Below are 19119 nucleotides of genomic sequence, written 5' to 3' on the forward strand. Positions count from 1 at the left end.
TGCGGGCAGTTCGGCCGCTGCCCTGACCGCTTCTGCAGGGCACTGAGCTGACTGTTAATGAGCACCGGTCTCTGCTGCGGGTAAGGGACCTGGTCCGGGAGCGCCGCCGGTGATGGCATCCGAGGTCTCTGCCGGAGGGGTCGTAGCCTCCGACCTGCGGATCAAGCCAATGTCAGGGGTGAAGCCGTGCCACTCATTGAGGTCGCTGGTGGGGTCGTCGCCGACAACGATGCTGTCAACGGGTTCCCGCTCCCGGATGAGGAAGGTCAGGACCCTAAACGGCCGGGGTATCTCACCGCGCCGGTCCATGGACATGCGGCGGGCGGCCGCCAACCGGTGGTTGCCGTCGAGAACCAGGCGCGCGGTCCCTCCCGTTTTGCAAATGAGCTCATATGCCAAAACGCAGATTGTCGGAGAAGGCTGCTTGGTGAGTACCTGGCAGAGGTTCGCAATACCGGAGATTCGTATCCCTTCCGGCAGGTTGCCGTGCCTGAGCGCCTCCGGCCACAGGGGAGTGGAAGCGTCAACGTGGAGATTGTCGTGCCGTGCCCGTTCCTGGAGCTCCCTGCCCAGAACGTTCACCGGCCGCGGCCGGCTGTCGTCGGCCGTGCCCACGTACCACGGGGCCAGCCAATCGTCCGTGGCTGCAAGATCAGCGAGCTCGACGTCGCATTCGAGTTTGGCGGCGTGGTGTGTGAGGGTCCTCCAGTCATGCCGGACGGTCAGCTCGTACTGGTAGAGGGCCTCGAATCGCGCCAGACGGTAAGCGGTCTCGTCACTTTCGGAAGGTCTCCCTGGACGGGGAGCGCTGTGGGACAGGTTCGTTCTGTCCCACACAGCGGGCAGGGGCCGGATGTCTCGGGAGGATAAATCCGGACCGGAGTTCTCCCGCAATGCGCACCCCAGCAGTTCAATGAAAACAAGGTGGTCGGCTACGGATTTCAGGTCTTCGTCCCTGTGCCGGCTGCCTCGGCCACGAGCCAGCTGGTCCGCTTCGGCCACCACGCTTTCCGTCCCCTCACGCAGCCGTTCCCATACTGAACGCGCCAGGGCGTCGGAGTGCAGAAACGTTGAAAAGGCCAAGTCGTTGTAGGCGCCGATAACTGCCCGTACAAGCTGCTTTCGGGTTGCCGGCTGAGCGTCGGGGTAATGCTGTAACGCTGCCCGGGCATCGGCCGCCACCCGGAGGGCAGCAGGGTCTGAACCCGCCAGGCTACGGGCGCTGTTGACCGCCAACACACCGGTGGAAGTAATGAGATTGGCATTTGCCACCGCTGCTGCACGACTGTTGGCACTGCGGTTGACGCCTTCGGCGAGCAGGAAGAAACATATTCCAAGCAGCAGAGAGATTGCCAGGTCTGCCCAGTTCGCGATGGTCCATGCTGAGGGGCATGTCAACCACGCGCCCACAGCGACGGCGAGTGAGGCGACACAGAAGAACACACCAACGGTCAGCATCATGTTGGCTCTTCGAGGACCCCGCCCGGCTCGGGACATGCCGTCCTCCAATCCGCAGTCCGCCGGGGCAGCGGAGTTGGACAGAGCCTAACCGGACCCGGGAAAACCCGGGAGTATCAACGCATCGGGACGTGGGGCCATACTCGCGAGGTCCTGCCCCCGCCCTACCCGTCGCCGAGCTCTCTCTGCAGGAAGTCCAGCGCCGCCAGCTCGTCCTCGATGCCGCCGGCCTCGTGCCCGTTGAACGGCCACACCTCCAGATCCTTGGGACCGGCATAGTTGTTGTATGCGGCGTAGACCGTGGACGGCGGAGTGATCGTGTCCATCAGACCCACGGAGAACAGCGCCGGCGCCTTGGAGCGCCGGGCCAAATGGACGGCGTCGAAATAGCGCAGTGTTTCCATCACCCGGTCGGTGGACCCGCGATGGACGGCAAGGAAGTCACAGACTTCCCGGAAAGGGTACGCATCTGTGACGCTCACCGCCCGCGGAATATCTGCGAGGTACGGGACAAAGGCGACAACGGCCGCCACTTCGGGGCAGAACGCGCCCGCCGCCAGCGCCACGGATCCTCCCTGGCTCTGCCCCAATACGGCCACCCGGTCCGGATCCACGACGCCGCGCAGGTCGGCAGCACCGTCCGGACCGCCAATTTCGGCTGAATCCAGTGAACGCAGGGACTGCACCGCCCGTACGGCGTCAGTAAACAGCCGTCGGTAGTAATAGGTCTCCGGATCCAGTATCCCGCGGGTCATCACACCGGGACCCTGCGGGCCGGCACTGCCCGCGCCGTCGGGCGTTGCGCCCTTACTCCAGCCGGCGCCCTGGCCGCGGGAATCCATGTGAAGATGCGCGAAGCCGGCGGACGCCCAGAACAGGTTCTCGTGTGCGTCGCCGCGGCCACCGCCGTACCCGGCAAACTGCACCACACCCGGGATGGGGCCCTCGGTGCGCAGTGGCTGGGCCGGCAGCCGCAGCCAGGCGCGGATCAGTTCACCGCCGAAGCCGGAAAAGACGACGTCGTACAGTTCCACCGTGCGCAGTGTTGCCGGGCACGGGGTGACTTTCAGCGCCAGCGGGTAGAGCCGGGCATCGTCCAAGGTGTCTTCCCAGAACGCATCAAAGTCCTTGGGCTCGCTGGTGGTGCCGCGGTACGTGGCGAGCTGGTCGACAGGCAGATCGGAGTACATCGGCGGGTCCTCGTTTTCAGTGCTTGTTCCGGTGCTGGTGTCAGGCCGGGGTCACGGCCGCGGGGCAGTGCAGCCGCCGGGTGTGGTCCACCTCCCAGACTGTTCCGATCAGGCTAACCGGCAGGGCGGCGCGGATGTCGCCGCTGGAGGCCCCGAGTCGCAGTTCCAACTCTCCGGGCTCCACAATACGGTGCCCGTCCCGGCCGGTGAAGGACGCAGCGTCAGCGGGCACAGTGAAGGACACCCGTGCGGACGCACCCGCGGCCAGCGGCACCCGGGCGAACCCGGCCAGCCGCTGCACCGGACGGACCACGGAGGCCACCGGATCATGCAGGTAGAGCTGGACGATCTCCGCGCCGTCGCGTTCGGACGTGTTGGTGACCGTCACGCCAACCGAGGTTTCCCCGTCGATACCGAACTCCGCCGGACCTTCCAACGCGGCATCGGACCAGGCGAAGGTGCTGTAGCCCAGCCCGTGGCCGAACGCGAACGCGGGCGTCGGGTCAATGCTGGAAACGTCACTGGACTGTGCCAGCGGCGCCGCCAGGTAGGTGGAGGGCTGGGCGCCGGAGGAGGCCGGCACACTCACCGGCAGCCGGCCGCTGGGATTGACCCGGCCGCTGAGTACCCCCGCCACGGCTGGTCCGCCTTCCTCGCCAGGGAAAAAGGCCTGCACTATTGCTGCTGCCCCGGTTACTGCACGGCCCAGCGCGTAGGGACGGCCGGTCAGCAGCACCAGGACCACCGGGGTCCCCGTGTCCAGCAGCGCCTCGAGGAACTGCTGCTGCACGCCGGGCAGTACCAGCGATTCGGTGTCGCAGCCCTCCCCGCTGGTGCCGCGGCCAAACAGCCCGGACCGGTCACCCAGGACGGCCACCGCAACGTCCGCGCCCCGGGCCGCTGCCAGCGCGGCAGCGAATCCGTCGGTTTCCGGCCCGTCCACGCTGCAGCCCTGGGCCACGGTGATCTCGCTGTTCGGGAACTCGGCCCGCAGCGACGCGGCCACGGTGGGCAGCTCGATTCCGGCGGCCACTTCCGGATGCTGCACTCCCACGTGGGCGGGGAAGGAGTAACAGCCCAGGAAGGCCATGGGGTTATCCGCATTGGGCCCGACGACGGCGATCCGTCCCGGCGCTGTCAGGGGCAGGACGCCGTGGTTGGCGGTCAGCACCAGTGCCTGTTCGGCCACTTCGGCGGCCAGGGCACGGTTCTGCGGCCCGTCCAGGTCCACGGAACCCCGGACGGCGGCGGGGTCCGGATCCGTACCGGACAGGACCGGGGGTGCGGGGGACCAGTCCGGGTCCAGCAGGCCGAGCTGGATCTTCTGGGTCAGGACGCGGTGCAATGCCGTGTCGATGACGGCTTCGTCCAGCCGGCCGGACTCCAGCTCGGCCAGCAGCGGCTCGCCGAAGGCATCCACGGTGGGCAGTTCGACGTCGACGCCGGCGGTCAGCGCCGCCGCGGCGGCCTGGCCCATGGTGCCGGCCACGCGGTGCAGCTCCTTGAGGAACCCGACCCCGAAGTAGTCCGCTACCACGGTGCCCTCGAACCCCCACCTGTCCCGCAGCAGCCCGGTCAGCAGGTCCCGGTCCGCGGCGGAGGGCACGCCGTCGACGTCGGTATAGGCGTGCATCACCGAACGCACCCCGGTTTCCCGCACCGCCATTTCAAAGGGGACCAGCAGGACGTCGTTGCGCTCGCGGACGCCGATGGACACGGGGGCGAGGTTGCGCCCGGCCTTGGACGCCGAATAGCCCACGAAGTGTTTGAGGGTGGCCACCACGCCGGCGCCTTCCAGGCCCCGGATGTAGGCGCAGGCGATACTGCCCACCAGATAGGGATCCTCGCCGATGGTTTCCTCCACCCGTCCCCAGCGGGCGTCGCGGACAACGTCGAGCACCGGGGCCAGGCCCTGATGCACGCCCACCGAACGCAGGTCCGTACCGATGGCGGCCCCTACCCGGCCAATGAGCTCCGGGTTGAAGGTGGCGCCCCAGGACAGCGGCACCGGATAGGCGGTGGCACCCCAGGCAGCGAAGCCGGCAAGGCATTCCTCGTGCGCCATGGCCGGGATGCCGAACCGGTTGGCTGCGGCGATCCGCTCCTGGGTGCGCATCAGGGACAGGGCCCCCATCCCGGCATCCACCGGATGTGTGCCGAACGGCCGGGTGAGCTGGCCGAGTCCGTCGGGGAGCAGGTCCTCCAGCGGTACGGGTTCCTTCATGTCGTGCTGGTGCGGAGCCACCTGGCCGCCTTCGCTGGAGGCTCCCACCCAGACGCCGAAGAGCTGGGCCACCTTCTCGCGACGGGTCATCTGTGCCGCCAGCAGGGAAGCACGGTCCTCAGCGGTCCGGGAGGTGTCCCGCCAGGGGAGGTAATCAACGGTTGTTTCGCTCATGTCTACTTTCCGCCCACGCCCATAAGGCCCTGGACCAGCGCTCGGCGCGCGAAGAGGTACACCAGCAGCACCGGAACCATGGAGAGCATCACTGCGGCGAGGATGCCCGGCACGTTGATGCCGTACTGGGTTTGGAAGTTGAAGAGGCCCAGGGTGACCACCTTCGTGGCATCGGACTGGGTCAGGATCAGCGGCAGCAGGAACCCGTTCCAGCCCTGCAGGGCGGCAAAGACGGCAATGGTGGACAGCCCGCCCTTGGACAGCGGCAGCACCAAGCGGATAAAGGTCCGCCAGGTGCTCGCACCGTCCACTGACATTGCCTCATAAAGCTCAGGGGTAATGTCCCGCATGGTTCCCGAAAGGATCAGCGTGCAGATGGGCAAGGCAAAGGCCGCAGTGGGCAGGATGATGCCCAGCAGCGTGTCATACAGGCCCACCGAGTTGATCAGATAGAACATCGGCACAATCACGGCCTGGACCGGAATAGCCAGGCCCAGCAGGAAGAACCGGAAGATCAGCGTAGTGGCCCGGGACTGGCTGCGGACAATGGCGTAGGCCAGCGGCGGCACCACCAGCAGCACAATGCCCACCACACCGGCGGTAACCAAAAACGTGTTCAGGAAATACCTGCCGAAACCGCTGTTGAACACCTCCAGGAAGTTGTCCAGGGTCAGGTTGGTGGGCAGTGCCACCGGTCCGTTGGCACTGAAATCGGAACGGGTCTGCACGCTTGCCGCCACCATCACGTACAGCGGCAGGGCCACGATCAGGAGCCAGACGGTGACCGCAGCACCGGCAATGTAATTGGGTCGGGTACGCATCAGACTCCCTCCATGGTGCTGCGCATCTTGTCGTAGCCGGAGAGCTTGACCATGATCAGCGAGATGGCAGTGGCCACCACCACCAGGACCAGCGCAATGGCCGAACCCATGCCGAAGTTGTAGCGGCGGAAGGCTTCCTCAAACATGTAGAAGGCGGTGATGGTGGTATCCGTGCCGGGACCGCCGTTGGTCAGGATCAGCACCGTTTCGAAGGTGGTCAGTCCGCCCACCACCATCAGGATCACGGAGGTGATCATGCTGTTGCGCAGCTGCGGAAGCGTGATGGAGAAGAACTGCCGGATCCGTCCGGCCCCGTCCACCTCCGCGGCCTGGTACAGCACCGGCGGAACGGACTTGGCGGCGCCCTGGTAGATCAGCGTGTGGAACGGGGTGAACTGCCACATGCTCACAAAAATGATCACGCCGATGGCGGTGGACTGGTGGCCGAACAGGTTGCCGTCCCCGAACAGCCACCGGAACTGGGCCGGTACACCGAAGTTCGGGTCCAGCAGGGCGCGCCACAGTACGGAGATGGCGGCCGAAGAGAGCAGCAGCGGAAGGAAGAAGATGGCGCTGAGCACTGCACGGTTTCGCTGCGGGCCGGCGGCCCAGACGCCCAGCAGGATACTCACCGGCGTCTGGGTCACCACCCCCAGCACAATGAACAGCAGACTCAGCCACAGGCTCTTGAGCATCACCGAATCACCGGCGAGCGTCTGCCAGTTCTCCATGCCCACAAACTTCGGTTCCCCCAGCCCCGTCCAGGTCATAAAGGACAGCACAACGACGGCGACCAGCGGCACTGCGGCGAATAGCAGGAAAAAGATGGTGGCCGGCAGGGTCCAGGCCACGCCCGGACGGTTGAGCCGGGCCCGGCCCGGCCGCACCGGAGAACCCTTGCCGGGGCTATCCGATGCGGCCGGAGGCCGGGGTGGAAGCAGAGTAGTCATGGTTCGGCCTTCGCTCCGGCTACTTCTTCAGGGACTGCATGGCGGCAACAAAGCCGTCTTCGTCGATACTTCCGGCGAAGAAATCGGACACGGCGCTATGGATGGTGGGCGTTGCCGCCGGCGGGTACGCCTGGTCCCAGGAGAGCTGGAAGTTCGGAGCGTCCTGCACCAGGCCGAACTGGAAGCTGGCATAGTCCGGGTTGGCCGCCTGGTCCAGGAACTGCTCGGTGTTGGTGGTGGTGGGCAGGTTGCCGATGGCCATGTGCTCCTGGACGAACTCATCCGAGTACATCAGTTTCAGGAAGTCGCGGGCGGCGTCCGGGTACCGGGTGTCCTTCAGGACCGAGTAGTAGTTATTGGTGTTGCCGACCAGGTTGGCGGCGTCACCCTTGCCGCCTTCGATCTCCGGAAATTCGCTCCAGCCCAGGCTGTTCTCCGCAAACTCAGGGTTGATGTCCTGAATGGTGGAGTACTCCCATGAGCCCATCAGCTCGAAGCCTGCCTCGCCGCTGGAGAGCAGGGTGTGGGAGCCGCCGTCGGTGAACTTCACCGACTGGAAGTTGGTGCCGAACGCCCCGGAATCCACGAGGTCGCGCAGCATACCCAATGACTCCCGGCTTTCCTCGGAGTCCCAGACCTCGGTGTCGCCCTCGAGTGCGGAGGCGAAGAGTTCGGGACCGGCCACCCGGTCATAGACGTAGGAGAACCACATCTGGGTGGGCCATTCGTCGCCGCCGCCCAGGGCGATCGGAGTCTTGCCGGCGGCCTTGAGCTTATCCACGGCGTCGAGCAGGTCATCCCAGGTCTGCGGGGGCTCGGAGATGCCGGCGGAAGCCAGAACCTCTTTGTTGGAGAAGAGCATGACCGGCTGGGTTCCCCGCATCGGAATGCCGTACGGGGTGTCATCCACCCTGGCGACGTCGAAGACTGAGGGCAGGAACGCCTCCTCGAGCTGCGGGTCCTCCTCGATGAAGTCATCCAGGGGCATCAGCAGATCAGCCTCCACGAAGTCGGAGATGCTGCCGCCGCCCCAGTTGAAGAAGATGTCCGGTGCTGCATCCGTGCTCATGACGGTTTGCAGCTTCTGCTGGTATTCCGCGCCCGGGATGGTGTCCAGCACAACCTTCACATCGGAAGTTTCGTTGAACTTGTCGACCATGGCGTTTTCAACGTCGTTGCTGGCATCGCCGTACACCAGGACGTGGATCTCGTTTTCAGGACGGTCTGAGCCTGCGGAGTCACTGCCTCCGCAGCCTGCCAGGGAGAGGCCGAGCGCCAGTACACCGGCGGCGGCCAGGACCGGGGTCCGTAGCGATGGGTTGTTCCTCATTGAACACCTTCCGAAAGTTTCGGTATATTGATCGAAAGTTACTTGACGCCGTCAGCATAAGTTGCGCGTAATGTGATGCGCAACACTTTCTATAAACTCATTTCCGCTGTGTTGTTTCGAAGACTCTAAGGATCCCCATGCCGCCAACTGCGCCGCAGAACCCCGTCACCCTGGCGGACCTCGCTGCCGAAGCCGAGGTTTCGCTCTCGACGGTTTCGAAAGTCCTCAACGGCAGGACCGACGTTTCCCGGCACACCCGCGCGAAAGTGGAGGCGCTCCTGGAGGACCACGGCTACCGCCGGAAGGGAGGAGCCAAGTCCCGGCTGCTGGAACTGGTGTTCCATGAACTCGAGAGCGCCTGGGCGCTGGAAATCATCCGCGGGGTGGAAAACGTGGCCCGTGAAAAAGGGCTGAGCGTGGTCCTGACCGAAAGCGGCACCCGGCATGCGCCCTCGCCCGAGTGGGTGGAAGGGGTGATTGCCCGCCGGCCGGTCGGCGTCGTGCTCGTTTTCTCCGACCTGGCGCAGGATTCGCGCCGCCAGCTGGAGGCCCGGTCCATCCCGTTTGTCATCATCGACCCGGCCGGGGACCCGGCCCCGGACGTGCCCTCGGTGGGCTCGGCGAACTGGTCCGGCGGCATGATGGCCACCCGCCACCTGATCGAGCTGGGGCACACCCGGATTGCCGCCATCACCGGCCCCGAGGACATGATGTGTTCCCTGGCCCGCATCGACGGCTACCGGTCAGCGTTGAACGCCGCCGCGCTGCCCCTGGACAAGGACCTGATCCGTTACGGCAATTTCCATGTGGACGGCGGCCGCGACCACGCCCTGGAGCTGCTGTCACTGCCGGACCGGCCCACCGCAATCTTTGCCGGCAGCGACCTGCAGGCTCTCGGGGTGCTCGACGCCGCACGGCAGCTGGGCATTGCGGTTCCGGAGGAACTGTCGATTGTCGGGTATGACGATCTGCAGGTGGCGCAGTGGTCCAGTCCGGCGCTCACCACGGTGCATCAGCCGCTGATCGAAATGGCCGAAGAGGCGGCGCGAATGGCGGTACGCCTGTATGAGGGGGAGCGGCCGAACAACCTGCGCCTGGACCTGGCCACCTCACTGGTGGTGCGCCAGAGCACCGCGCCCGTGGCTTCGTCGGTGGCGAAGCGGTAAAACCCTAAGCCGGCTCAGACCGCCGGAGGGGACAGGACTTCCACCCGGTTCCCGAACGGGTCCCGGCAATGGAAGCGTTCATATCCCTCGAAGGTGTGCCGTTCCGTCCAGGAGACCTCGAAGCCGTGGGCCTGAAGCCGGCCGCCGAGTTCCTCCAACGCTGCCGCCGAGTCAAGGACGAATGCGGGATGCGCCTTCTTCGCCGGGACAAAGGGGGAGTCAACACCCAGGTGGATTTCCGCCACCACCGCGTCGCCGTCGAACGCCCGGAACCAGCAGCCGCCCCGCCCGGCCAGCGACGGCGGCTTGGGCACCTCGGTCAGTCCCAGTGCATCGGCGTAGAACCGCCGGGCTGATTCCTCGCCGTCGCTGGGTATTGATACCTGGACATGGTGTAACCGCACATTTCCCCCACTGCATAAAGGTCGTATTTCCTACGCCGGAGTTTTCCTCCGCCGTTAGCCTACTGTTCTCCGGCACGTAAACTGCACCGTTTAGCGTGGCACACATATAGTCGTGGGGCTCGGCACGTATTTACGGCCAAAATGCGAATTGGGCCTACCATCGACGAGGACAGGCCCCCGGCGCGGGGGCGGAAAAACCAAGCGGAAGTGGTCCCGGCAGGTGGCAGAAAAAGCAGAATCTAACGTACCGGGACGGCATATTCCGCTGGTGGTGGGGCACCGCGGCAACAGCGGGTTCGCGCCGGAGAACACGGCGGCCGCCTTTGCACAGGCCGCTGTGGCCGGGGCAAACATGATTGAAACCGATGTCCGGCTTACCGCCGACGGCGAATTGTTCCTTTTCCATGACGAAACCGGCGTCCGCACCACCAACGTGGCGCAGGTTTACCCCCTGCGCGCCGAGGATCCCATCACCTCTTTCACTGCCGGGGAACTGCGCAGGCTCGACGCCGGAGCCCATTTCGGCCCGGAGTACGCGGGGGAGCCGATTGTGTTCCTCTCCGAGCTGCCTGCAGCGCTCGGCTTTGAGCTCGGCGTTAACCTTGAGATCAAGTCACCGGTCAGTTCACCGGGAGTGGAGCAGGAACTGGCCCTGATGCTGGCCGGGAACAGGGACTGGGCGCAGCTGCTCGAAACACAGCAGCTGGCCGTGAGCTCCTTTGACCCCGCCTCCGTCAGCAGGCTGGCCGACCTGCACCTGCCCGCCTGGCAGCTGGTTTCCACCGATCCGGACGCTGTGCTGCTTGCGCGCACGGACCCCCGGGTCAGGGGAGTGGTGGCTGATCACCGGTGCCTGACCGCCCAGGGTGCAGCGGCCGTCCGTGCCGCCGAACTGGGGCTGTGGGTCTACACCGTGAACTCGGATGCCGACACGGCTGCTGTCCTTGCGTTGGGCGTGGACGCGGTCATCACGGATTTCCCGGGTAACCTGCTGGCGCCGGCTGTTGCGGGCGGACCCGCGGATGCAGGCCGGGACACCAGCGAGGAGCCGCCGGCCGTCCCGGTTGTCCGATAGCCCGGGCCCGCCGCAACGCGCCTCCGTTGACCCGGCCATGGGCAGGTTCCAGACTGGGTGAAGAGCACGTTCGCTGTCCGTCACCGACCAAAGGCGGGTTCCATGGACAAGAACTTCCTGAGCTTTCCCGACTGGCAGGCCACTGCGGACACACTGCATCTGTATCTCCAGGTGGCGGGCAAGGTGAAACTGCAGCGCAGCTATCCCGAACCTGAATGGGGGCACGTGCGGATGCCGCTCACCGTCCAGGGCATCGGCACCGGCGTCATTCCCGGCCCGGACACAAACTTCGAAATCTACTTCAACCTGCGCCGGCACCACGTGGACGTCCAGAACAGCAACGGCATCCGCACCCGGCTGGACCTGAATGACGGCCTGAGTGTTGCAGACTTTTACCAGCAGCTGATGGCGGCCCTCGAGTTCATCCAGGCGCCCACCGCAGTCAACACGCAACCGCAGGAATTCCATGACCCGGTGCCTTTTCCCGAAGACACCAGGCACCATACCTATGACCGGCATGCCGTGGAATTGTTCCTGGACAACCTGCACTTCGCACAGCGCGGCCTGACACAGTTCCTCGCCCCGCAGCGCGGCAAAGTGCACCTCCCGGCCTATTGGTTCGGAACCATGGACCTGTCCGGAGCCCTCTACAGCGGGCAGTCCGCCCCCTATCCGGGCCGCGGACGGATCTCGGCCAACAGCTTTGATGAGAGGTTCTGCGAGTTCGGTTTCTGGCCCGGGGACCCGTCCTTTACTGACCCGGCCTTTTACGTTATGCCCTACCCGTTCCTGTCCAACATCGGCAGTTACGAGAGCATGCTCTCCCCGTCCAAGGCACGGTTCCTGGCCAAATCCAGCGAATTTGTCCTCACCCTCGAGGACGCCTTTTCCTATCCCCATCCGCAGCAGGTCGTGGTGGATTTTTGCCGCACCTGCTTTGACATTCTGCAGCGGATGGATCCGTGGAATGACATCGAATGGATTACGGAACCGCTGACGTATTCGAGGTGAGGGGGAAACCCGCGCCTGTGACCGCCGTCGCGTCCTGAAGATGGAAGAATCATGTGGGCAACCTCATGGGGAGGGGCGACGAAGGGGTCACTATGGATGCACGCGATGATCAGGCGCTGGACGCGGTCAAGCTTTACTACGAGACGGGGCTCTCGCAGAGCGAAGTGGCGGCACGCCTGGGGCTTTCACGTCCAACGGTGTCCAAACTGATCCAATACGGCAAGGACCGCGGATACGTCAGTATCCGCATCCACGATCCCCGGGAACAGGAATCCAGCCTCGCCGCCGAGCTGCGCGCAGCCTTCGGACTGCAGGAGGTCCGGCTGGCCGTGGTGCCCGATCCCGCGGCCCTGACCCGCGATCTGGGCAAGGTGGGGGCCGGGCTGCTGGCCGAGAACGTGCATGACGGGGATCTGGTGGGCGTGACCTGGGGGCAGACCATGTATTCGGTGGCCCGGAGCCTGTCCCGGCAGGAACGCCGGGGCGTGGAGATCATCCAGCTCAAGGGCGGGGTTTCCTACACCACCAGGGTTACCAATGACTTCGAAACCATCACCTTGTTCTGCAACGCGTTCGGAGCGTTTGCCCGGACCCTGCCGCTGCCCGTGATTTTCGACAGTGTGGAGGTCAAACGGCTGGTGGAGGGGGAGAAGCACATCCGGCGCGTTATGGAGATGGGCCGTGAGGCCGACGTCGCCGTCTTCACCGTGGGTGCCATCCGACCCGATGCGATGCTCTTCAACCTCGGGTATCTCAGTGAAACGGAGAAGGCAGGCATCGCGGCACGGGCAGTCGGAGACATCTGCTCACGCTTTTTCGATGAGGACGGCAATCCGTGTGTGCCGCAGTTGGATGAGCGGACCGTCGGGATCTCCCTGGCCGACCTGCGCGGCATCCGCACCCGGCTGCTGGTGGCCGGCGGGCAGGAAAAGGTTCCGGCCATCGAGGCCGCGCTGCGGGCGGGGTACGCCACACATCTGGTGATTGATCAGGAGGCTGCCCGGGAGGTCCTGAACATGGCGCGGCAGCGCGCCGCCTCGTAGCCGCGACTCGTATTCACATATGTAAAACGGTGATTTGACATGTGTTCCGAGCCACTTCTACAGTGAGTGAAAACCCTCAATGAGGAGGCTCACATGTCGAAGATTTCGCAGCTCATCGATCACACCCTGCTTGCCCCGACGGCAACCGCAGCGCAGATCGAAACCCTTGTCCGGGAAGCGGTTACCCACGAATTCAAGACGGTCTGCGTCAACCCGGCCTGGGTTGGACTGGCCAGCCGCGCTGCCGAAGGCACTCCGGTCGGCATCTGCACCGTGGTCGGTTTCCCGCTGGGCGCATCCACCACCGCCGTCAAGGTTTTCGAAACCACCGACGCCATCGCCAACGGCGCGGACGAAGTGGACATGGTCATCAACATCGGCTGGGCGCTCGCCGGGGCCTGGGACGACGTCGAAGCGGAGATCCGCGCCGTCGTCGAGGCCGCCCGGGGCAAGGCACTGGTCAAGGTCATCCTGGAAACCTGCCTTCTGGACGCCGAGCAGACCGCCGAAGCCTCCCGCTGCAGCGTTGCCGCCGGTGCCGACTTCGTAAAGACCTCCACCGGCTTCTCCAAGCACGGCGCCACCGTGGACGCGGTAACGATCATGCGTGAAACCGTTGGCCCCGACCTGGGTGTCAAGGCCTCCGGCGGCGTCCGCACGGCCGAGGACCTCGCCCGCATGGTCGATGCCGGCGCCACCCGCATCGGTGCCTCCGCCGGCGCTGCCATCCTTGCAGGCAGCGCCGCCTAATGCTCTTCAAGACCTCCGCAGTCCAGCAGCCGGACGGCTATCTCAGCCGTATTCCGTGGTTCCAGTTCCTGCTGATTTCCCTCTGCTTTCCGCTCTGGGGAGCCGCGGCGAGCCTGAACGAAATCCTCATTACGCAGTTCAAATCGGTTTTCACGCTCTCGGACCTGGCCACCGCCTTTGTTCAGTCGGCGTTCTACGGCGGCTACTTCCTGATCGCCATCCCCGCCTCCCGGATCATCCGCCGGTTCACTTACAAAACCGGCATCCTCATTGGCCTGGGCGTCTACATCCTCGGCTGCGCAGCCTTCTTCCCGGCCTCGCACATGGCCACCTACAGCATGTTCCTGGTGGCACTGTTTGCCATCGCCATCGGCCTCAGCTTCCTTGAGACCGCGTGCAACACCTACTCCACCCTGCTCGGTCCGAAGCCCACCTCCACGTGGCGGCTGAACGTCTCCCAGACCTTTACGCCCATCGGCTCCATCCTGGGCATCCTGCTGGGCAAATACCTGGTCTTTACCGACGGCGCTACGCTGGACAGCCAGATGGAAGGCATGTCCGCCGCGGAGAAAACCGCCTTCAGCGCGGAAATGCTGCAGCGCACCCTGCTGCCCTACAAATACATCATCATGATCCTGATCGTCGTCTTTATTGTGGTGGCACTGACAAAGTTCCCGCGCTGCAAGCCGCTGCGCGACCGGACACACGAGGCCACGGCCCGGATCGGTGAGACCCTGGCCTACCTTGGCCGCAACAAGGAATTTCTGCGCGGCATCTTCGCCCAGTTCATGTACGTGGGTATGCAGACGGCCGTCTGGTCCTTCACCATCCGGCTCGCCCTGAACCTGGATGACTCCATCAATGAGCGCACTGCCACGAACTACATGGCTTTCGCCTTCGTCGCCTTCTTCCTGGGCAAGGTCATCGCGAACTTCCTGATTATCCGCTTCGACGTCAACGCGGTGCTCATGGGCTTCGCCGCCCTGGGCAGCCTGGCACTGGTTTACGTCATGCTGGTCCCGAACATCACCGCCGTCTGGGCGGCAGTGCTGGTCTCCGGCCTGTTTGGACCCTGCTGGGCCACCATCTTCGGCCGCACCCTGGACACCATCGAAGACAAGCGGCACCAGGAAACCGGCGGGGCCGTCCTGGTCATGGCCATTGTGGGCGGCGCGGTCATCCCGGTCCTCCAGGGCCTGGTCTCGGATGTCTCCGGTTCCCTGCAGTTCTCCTTCGTGGTTTCGCTGGTCTGCTTCCTGGCAGTGCTGCTGCACTTCGGCCGGCTGCGCCGCGTGGCACGCTCCTCCGCGGCGCCGGAAAGGACGGCCGAGCATGTATCGCATTAATCTGGCCCGCGCGTCCTTCTCGGCTGCCGAGGTCACCCTCGCGGAATCCGAGGAATTCACGGTCACCGGCATCCGCTATCCCAGCGGCATCGAGTCCGTCACGGTGCGCAACTCCCGCGGCCGGGTGGAAGTCCTGCCGTTTATGGGCCAGATGGTCTGGGATGCGGAGTTCGACGGCGTGAGCCTGCGAATGGACTCAACGTTCCGCCAGCCCCGGCCGGCCACCCTCATTGAGGACACCTACGGCTGCTTCGCATTCCACTCCGGCCTGCTCGCGGCCGGCTGCCCGGCACCGGAGGACACCCACCCGCTGCACGGGGAATTCCCCTGCGCGGAGTTTGACGAAGCCTGGCTGGAGATCGACGCCGGCTCGGTGGCGGTTTCCGGACGCTACGAATACGTGAAGGGGTTCGGGGACCACTACACCGCCGTCCCCGCCGTCCGGTTGCACACCGGATCGGCCATGTTTGACATCGATCTGACCGTCACCAACCTGTCCGCGGCCCGCACCATGCCGCTGCAGTACATGTGCCACATGAACTACGCCTACGGTGACGGGGCACGCATGAGCCAGAACCTGCCCGACGGCGCGTTCCGGCTTCGGGAAACCGTGCCGGCGCACGTGACTCCCACGCCGCAGTGGACCGCCCTGAACGAGGCCATTCAGGGCGGCCGGGTCAACCCGGATGTGCTCGATGCCGCGCAGGGCTACGATCCCGAAATTGTGTTCTTCGCAGATGACCTGGCGGCATACGGTCAGGACCTGGAATTCCTGTTGGAGCGCACAGACGGCACCGCCTTCTGCACCCGGTTCTCCAGCACGGACTTCCCGGTGGCCACGCGCTGGCTGCTGCACAACCCCGATCAGCGGGTGGCGTCATTTGTCCTGCCCGGCACCTCGCGGCCGGAAGGCTTCCTGGCCGCCAGGGCGGCCGGAACACTGATTGAACTGGCGCCGGGAGCCTCACGCTCCTTCTCCGTCAGCACCGGCATCAAAGAGGAGGCATAGCCCGTTGGATATTGCAGTGATCGGCTCAAACATGGTGGACCTGGTGTCCTACCTCAGCCGCATGCCGGACGAAGGCGAAACCGTCGAGGCCTGGGACTTCCAGATGGGCTGCGGGGGCAAGGGTGCCAACCAGGCCATGGCCGCCGCCCGGATGGGATCTTCAGTCCTGATGCTCACACGGGTGGGTAATGACGCGTTTGCCGAAACCACCCGGCGCAACTTCGAGGCCAACGGCATCGACACCACCTACGTGCTGGACACCGATGCCACCAGCGGAGTGGCGCCCATCTTTGTGGATGACAACTCCCGCAACTCGATTGTCATCGCCAAGGGAGCCAACGCGTTCCTCACACCCGCTGACATCGAGGACGCCGCCGAGGCCATTGCACAGTGCTCGCTGATTGTGCTGCAGCTCGAAGTGAACCTGGAGACCGTCTACGCGGCCATCGACTTCGGTAACCGCCACGGCATTCCGGTACTGCTCAACCCGGCACCGGCCACCCCGGAGCTGGACTTCGCACAGGTTGCCCGGTGCGACTACTTCGTGCCGAACGAGACCGAGCTGGCCCTGCTCACCGGTATGCCGGTGCAGACCCTGGACCAGGTGCAGGCGGCGGCGCAGACCATCCTGGACCACGGCGTGAAGAACGTTATTGTCACCATGGGGTCCCGCGGCGTTCTCTGGCTTTCCGCCGCCGGTTCCTCCTTCCTGGAGGGACGGACCGTGGCAGCATTGGACACCACCGGGGCAGGGGATGCGTTTATCGGCTGCTTCAGCCACTGCCTGGTGGAGACCGGTGACGTTCCGTCCGCACTGGCCACGGCCAACGCCTACGCCGCCGATTCAGTGACCCGGCGGGGCACCCAGACCTCCTATGCCACGCGTGATGCCTTTGAAAAGAGCATTGCCGCCGGATAACAGATATACAGCTTGGCTGCGGCAGGCATTTTCCGCCGCCGCAGCCCGCACGGGCTGCCGCGACACGGTTCCGATCCCCCCATCGGATACCGCCGTCGCGGCAGCCTTTTGTGTTGGCGGGTAATACGCGATATCCGTCGCGAGTGTTCATCAGGTGTTGGTCCTGCGTTTATTGTCTAGTCCGGAAAATTCGCTAGTGTGACACATGTAACACCAATATCTCGGTGCCCAACGCACCGCATAAGCATGGACGGAAATAACTGATGAGAATTTCATGGGGTGAATTGCTGCAGCTGGACGGAACCGTCCAATGTCCGCGCAGCACACAAACAGCCGGGTTCCCCAATCCCGGCACGGGTGCATGAGCGCCGTCAGTAAACCGGCAGGCACCACCCGGAAAACAGCCAAAACGCAGCTGGACCGTCAAACGGATCGTGGCAGTTTCAAGGCTCTGTGGTACCTCGTGCCAGCCCTTGTGGTTTTCGCGGCATTTCTTTTCTATCCCCTTCTGCGCTCGGTGTTCCTGTCATTTCAGGGCAGCGACCTGTTCGGGCGCCCCTCGGGATTTGTCGGGTTCGACCAGTACACACGCCTGTTCACGGATTCGGGTTTCTGGACGGTTATGTGGGTAACCCTGGCCTTCACCGTCATGACGGTGGTTCCCTCCATCGCCCTGGCGCTGGGCCTGGCCCTGCTGCTGCATCAAAAGATCAAGGCGGTGCGGTTTTTCCGTACGGCCTTCGCACTTCCCTTCGCCTATTCCGTGGCCACCGCCTCGGTGATTTTCGGGGTGATGTTCAACCAGGCCACCGGCGTACTCAACGGCATGTTGGGCTTCTTCGGGCTGGACCGCGTCGGCTGGCTGACGGACCCGGCCTGGGCGCTGCTCTCGGTCTCGCTGGCCACGGTCTGGATGCAGCTTGGCTACAACCTGCTCGTCCTGTCCGCCGGCCTCGGAGCGGTTTCCGAGGACGTGGTGGAAGCGGCCCGGCTGGACGGAGCCCACGGCTGGCGGATGCAGCGCTCCATCATCATGCCGCTGCTCACGCCACAGCTGTTCTTCCTGCTGGTGACCGGCACCATCCACGCCCTGCAAAGCTTCGGACAGATCCACATCCTTACAAAGGGAGGCCCGCAGGACAGCACCACCACGCTTGTTTACTCCATTTACGAGCAGGCCTTCGCCAATAACAACTCAAACTTCGGCTATGCCTCCGCCCAGGCCGTAGTCCTGCTGATCATTGTGGTGGCGGTATCCGCCATCCAATTCGGCGTCCTGGAACGAAAGGTGTTCTACCGATGAGCAGCACTGCAGTCCCGGCCGCCGAGAAACCCCGCGCCGCCGCACCCGCACGGCGCGAGCAACGCGCTGCTGCACCGAGGGCACGGCAGCGGCGTCCGCTGACCCTGGGACGGGTGCTGACCTACCTGGCGCTTTCGCTTGGTGCGGTTATTGTTCTCTTCCCGGTTTACTTTGGCTTTGTCGGCGCGTTTATGGGGCCGGCGGACATCAACGCCTACCCGGCGTCGCTCTGGCCCTTTAACGGTTTCCGGGCCGAGAACTTTGCCGGTGCGCTGAACACCATTCCGCTGGGCCGGCAGTACGTGAACTCGGTGGTGATGGCAGGACTGATCACTCTGGGCCAGCTGGTCACCTCCCTGCTCGCCGCCTACGCCCTGGTGTTCCTGAAAGTACGCTGGCGGTTCTTCTGGTTTGCCCTGTTTATGTGCAGCATGATGGTGCCGTCCGAGGCCATCATCATTCCGAACTACCTGACCATGTCCAATGCCGGACTGATCAATACGGTTCCTGCCCTGGTGCTGCCGTTCCTGGCCCACGGATTCGGCATCTTCCTGCTGCGGCAGGCTTTTATGTCCTTTCCGGTGGAACTCTGGGAAGCCTCCCGGATTGACGGCGCCGGCCACATGCGCTTCCTGCGTTCCGTACTGGTGCCGCTTTCCAAGCCCACATTGGCTGCCCTGGGAATCTGGTCCTTCCTCTCTGCCTGGAACATGTACTTCTGGCCGCTGCTGGTCACCCAGACTCCGGAAATGCAGACCATCCAGATCGGCATCACCCAGCTGCGGTCCGCGGACAACTTCAACGCGGGGCTGGTGCTGGCAGGAACGGTCCTGGCCATCATTCCCACCCTCATCCTGGTCATCTTCGGACAGCGCTTTATTGTCCGCGGCCTCACTGCCGGCTCGATCAAGTAACCGCGGCAACCAATCACTCAGCATCCTCCGGC

Annotated in this window: 17 protein-coding genes; 10 read left to right on the top strand and 7 right to left on the bottom strand. The window is 64.6% G+C overall.

Going from position 1 to position 19119, the window contains the following annotated elements; genetic code table 11:
* Positions 1-54: 54 nt before the first annotated feature.
* The 6 genes from MUK71_RS04070 to MUK71_RS04095 form a co-directional block, all read right to left on the bottom strand.
* Entirely contained in the window at positions 55-1461 is a 1407-nt protein-coding gene (locus MUK71_RS04070; protein ID WP_227929610.1) for a hypothetical protein, read from the bottom strand.
* Between the two features lie 161 nt (positions 1462-1622).
* Positions 1623-2648 carry an acetylxylan esterase gene (locus tag MUK71_RS04075; protein ID WP_227929611.1) on the bottom strand — a complete coding sequence of 342 codons (1026 nt, stop codon included), beginning with the start codon at positions 2646-2648 and terminating at the stop codon, positions 1623-1625.
* A gap of 40 nt (positions 2649-2688) precedes the next feature.
* On the bottom strand, positions 2689-5046 hold the full coding sequence (locus tag MUK71_RS04080; protein ID WP_227929612.1) for a beta-xylosidase/alpha-l-arabinosidase: 2358 nt from the start codon (positions 5044-5046) through the stop codon (positions 2689-2691).
* A 2-nt stretch (positions 5047-5048) separates the two neighbouring features.
* The gene (locus MUK71_RS04085; RefSeq protein WP_227904027.1) at positions 5049-5867 is read right to left on the bottom strand and encodes a carbohydrate ABC transporter permease; all 819 of its coding nucleotides are present in this window, start codon (positions 5865-5867) and stop codon (positions 5049-5051) included.
* On the bottom strand, positions 5867-6817 hold the full coding sequence (locus MUK71_RS04090; protein ID WP_227929613.1) for a carbohydrate ABC transporter permease: 951 nt from the start codon (positions 6815-6817) through the stop codon (positions 5867-5869). Before MUK71_RS04090 ends, MUK71_RS04085 begins: the two co-directional genes overlap by 1 nt.
* Before the next feature lie 19 nt (positions 6818-6836).
* A complete protein-coding gene (locus MUK71_RS04095; protein WP_227929614.1) occupies positions 6837-8147 on the bottom strand; it encodes an ABC transporter substrate-binding protein in 1311 nt (436 codons plus the stop codon).
* Positions 8148-8284: 137 nt separating this feature from the next.
* On the opposite strand from MUK71_RS04095, the gene MUK71_RS04100 reads away from it, so the two are divergent.
* Positions 8285-9313 carry a LacI family DNA-binding transcriptional regulator gene (locus MUK71_RS04100; RefSeq protein WP_227929615.1) on the top strand — a complete coding sequence of 343 codons (1029 nt, stop codon included), beginning with the start codon at positions 8285-8287 and terminating at the stop codon, positions 9311-9313.
* 14 nt (positions 9314-9327) lie between these two features.
* Here the strand turns inward: MUK71_RS04100 and MUK71_RS04105 are convergent, their stop codons facing one another.
* Positions 9328-9717 carry a VOC family protein gene (locus MUK71_RS04105; RefSeq protein ID WP_227904033.1) on the bottom strand — a complete coding sequence of 130 codons (390 nt, stop codon included), beginning with the start codon at positions 9715-9717 and terminating at the stop codon, positions 9328-9330.
* Between the two features lie 220 nt (positions 9718-9937).
* Here MUK71_RS04105 and MUK71_RS04110 point away from each other — a divergent pair, with 220 nt between their 5' ends.
* From MUK71_RS04110 to MUK71_RS04150, 9 genes are all read left to right on the top strand, one after another.
* Positions 9938-10792: a glycerophosphodiester phosphodiesterase gene (locus MUK71_RS04110; protein WP_227929616.1), complete on the top strand. Its 855-nt coding sequence runs from the start codon at positions 9938-9940 to the stop codon at positions 10790-10792.
* A gap of 102 nt (positions 10793-10894) precedes the next feature.
* A complete protein-coding gene (locus MUK71_RS04115) occupies positions 10895-11803 on the top strand; it encodes a DUF5996 family protein (protein ID WP_227929617.1) in 909 nt (302 codons plus the stop codon).
* A 92-nt stretch (positions 11804-11895) separates the two neighbouring features.
* Complete coding sequence (locus tag MUK71_RS04120; protein WP_227929618.1) at positions 11896-12846, top strand: sugar-binding transcriptional regulator; 951 nt, start codon at positions 11896-11898, stop codon at positions 12844-12846.
* A gap of 93 nt (positions 12847-12939) precedes the next feature.
* Positions 12940-13596 (top strand): deoxyribose-phosphate aldolase, encoded by a 657-nt coding sequence (gene deoC, locus MUK71_RS04125; RefSeq protein ID WP_227929619.1) that lies wholly within the window; start codon positions 12940-12942, stop codon positions 13594-13596.
* Positions 13596-14942: an L-fucose:H+ symporter permease gene (fucP, locus tag MUK71_RS04130; protein WP_227929620.1), complete on the top strand. Its 1347-nt coding sequence runs from the start codon at positions 13596-13598 to the stop codon at positions 14940-14942. The genes deoC and fucP overlap by 1 nt, the downstream gene beginning before the upstream one ends.
* A complete protein-coding gene (locus tag MUK71_RS04135) occupies positions 14929-15951 on the top strand; it encodes an aldose 1-epimerase family protein (protein ID WP_227929621.1) in 1023 nt (340 codons plus the stop codon). The genes fucP and MUK71_RS04135 overlap by 14 nt, the downstream gene beginning before the upstream one ends.
* Before the next feature lie 4 nt (positions 15952-15955).
* A complete protein-coding gene (gene rbsK / locus MUK71_RS04140) occupies positions 15956-16870 on the top strand; it encodes a ribokinase (RefSeq protein ID WP_227929622.1) in 915 nt (304 codons plus the stop codon).
* Positions 16871-17231: 361 nt separating this feature from the next.
* Positions 17232-18173, top strand: coding sequence for a carbohydrate ABC transporter permease (locus tag MUK71_RS04145; protein WP_227904039.1), 942 nt, complete (start codon positions 17232-17234; stop codon positions 18171-18173).
* The gene (locus MUK71_RS04150; protein ID WP_227904041.1) at positions 18170-19087 is read left to right on the top strand and encodes a carbohydrate ABC transporter permease; all 918 of its coding nucleotides are present in this window, start codon (positions 18170-18172) and stop codon (positions 19085-19087) included. The genes MUK71_RS04145 and MUK71_RS04150 overlap by 4 nt, the downstream gene beginning before the upstream one ends.
* Positions 19088-19119: the final 32 nt, after the last annotated feature.

This window comes from Arthrobacter zhangbolii (assembly GCF_022869865.1).
Taxonomy (GTDB): Bacteria; Actinomycetota; Actinomycetes; order Actinomycetales; family Micrococcaceae; genus Arthrobacter_B; species Arthrobacter_B zhangbolii.

Excerpts from the sequence above, each read along its gene's own strand:
- MUK71_RS04070 (WP_227929610.1), bottom strand. The coding sequence starts at position 1,461 with ATGATGCTGACCGTTGGTGTGTTCTTCTGTGTCGCCTCACTCGCCGTC.
- MUK71_RS04075 (WP_227929611.1), bottom strand. The coding sequence starts at position 2,648 with ATGTACTCCGATCTGCCTGTCGACCAGCTCGCCACGTACCGCGGCACC.
- MUK71_RS04080 (WP_227929612.1), bottom strand. The coding sequence starts at position 5,046 with ATGAGCGAAACAACCGTTGATTACCTCCCCTGGCGGGACACCTCCCGG.
- MUK71_RS04085 (WP_227904027.1), bottom strand. The coding sequence starts at position 5,867 with ATGCGTACCCGACCCAATTACATTGCCGGTGCTGCGGTCACCGTCTGG.
- MUK71_RS04090 (WP_227929613.1), bottom strand. The coding sequence starts at position 6,817 with ATGACTACTCTGCTTCCACCCCGGCCTCCGGCCGCATCGGATAGCCCC.
- MUK71_RS04095 (WP_227929614.1), bottom strand. The coding sequence starts at position 8,147 with ATGAGGAACAACCCATCGCTACGGACCCCGGTCCTGGCCGCCGCCGGT.
- MUK71_RS04100 (WP_227929615.1), top strand. The coding sequence starts at position 8,285 with ATGCCGCCAACTGCGCCGCAGAACCCCGTCACCCTGGCGGACCTCGCT.
- MUK71_RS04115 (WP_227929617.1), top strand. The coding sequence starts at position 10,895 with ATGGACAAGAACTTCCTGAGCTTTCCCGACTGGCAGGCCACTGCGGAC.
- MUK71_RS04120 (WP_227929618.1), top strand. The coding sequence starts at position 11,896 with ATGGATGCACGCGATGATCAGGCGCTGGACGCGGTCAAGCTTTACTAC.
- deoC (WP_227929619.1), top strand. The coding sequence starts at position 12,940 with ATGTCGAAGATTTCGCAGCTCATCGATCACACCCTGCTTGCCCCGACG.
- fucP (WP_227929620.1), top strand. The coding sequence starts at position 13,596 with ATGCTCTTCAAGACCTCCGCAGTCCAGCAGCCGGACGGCTATCTCAGC.
- MUK71_RS04135 (WP_227929621.1), top strand. The coding sequence starts at position 14,929 with ATGTATCGCATTAATCTGGCCCGCGCGTCCTTCTCGGCTGCCGAGGTC.
- MUK71_RS04145 (WP_227904039.1), top strand. The coding sequence starts at position 17,232 with ATGAGCGCCGTCAGTAAACCGGCAGGCACCACCCGGAAAACAGCCAAA.
- MUK71_RS04150 (WP_227904041.1), top strand. The coding sequence starts at position 18,170 with ATGAGCAGCACTGCAGTCCCGGCCGCCGAGAAACCCCGCGCCGCCGCA.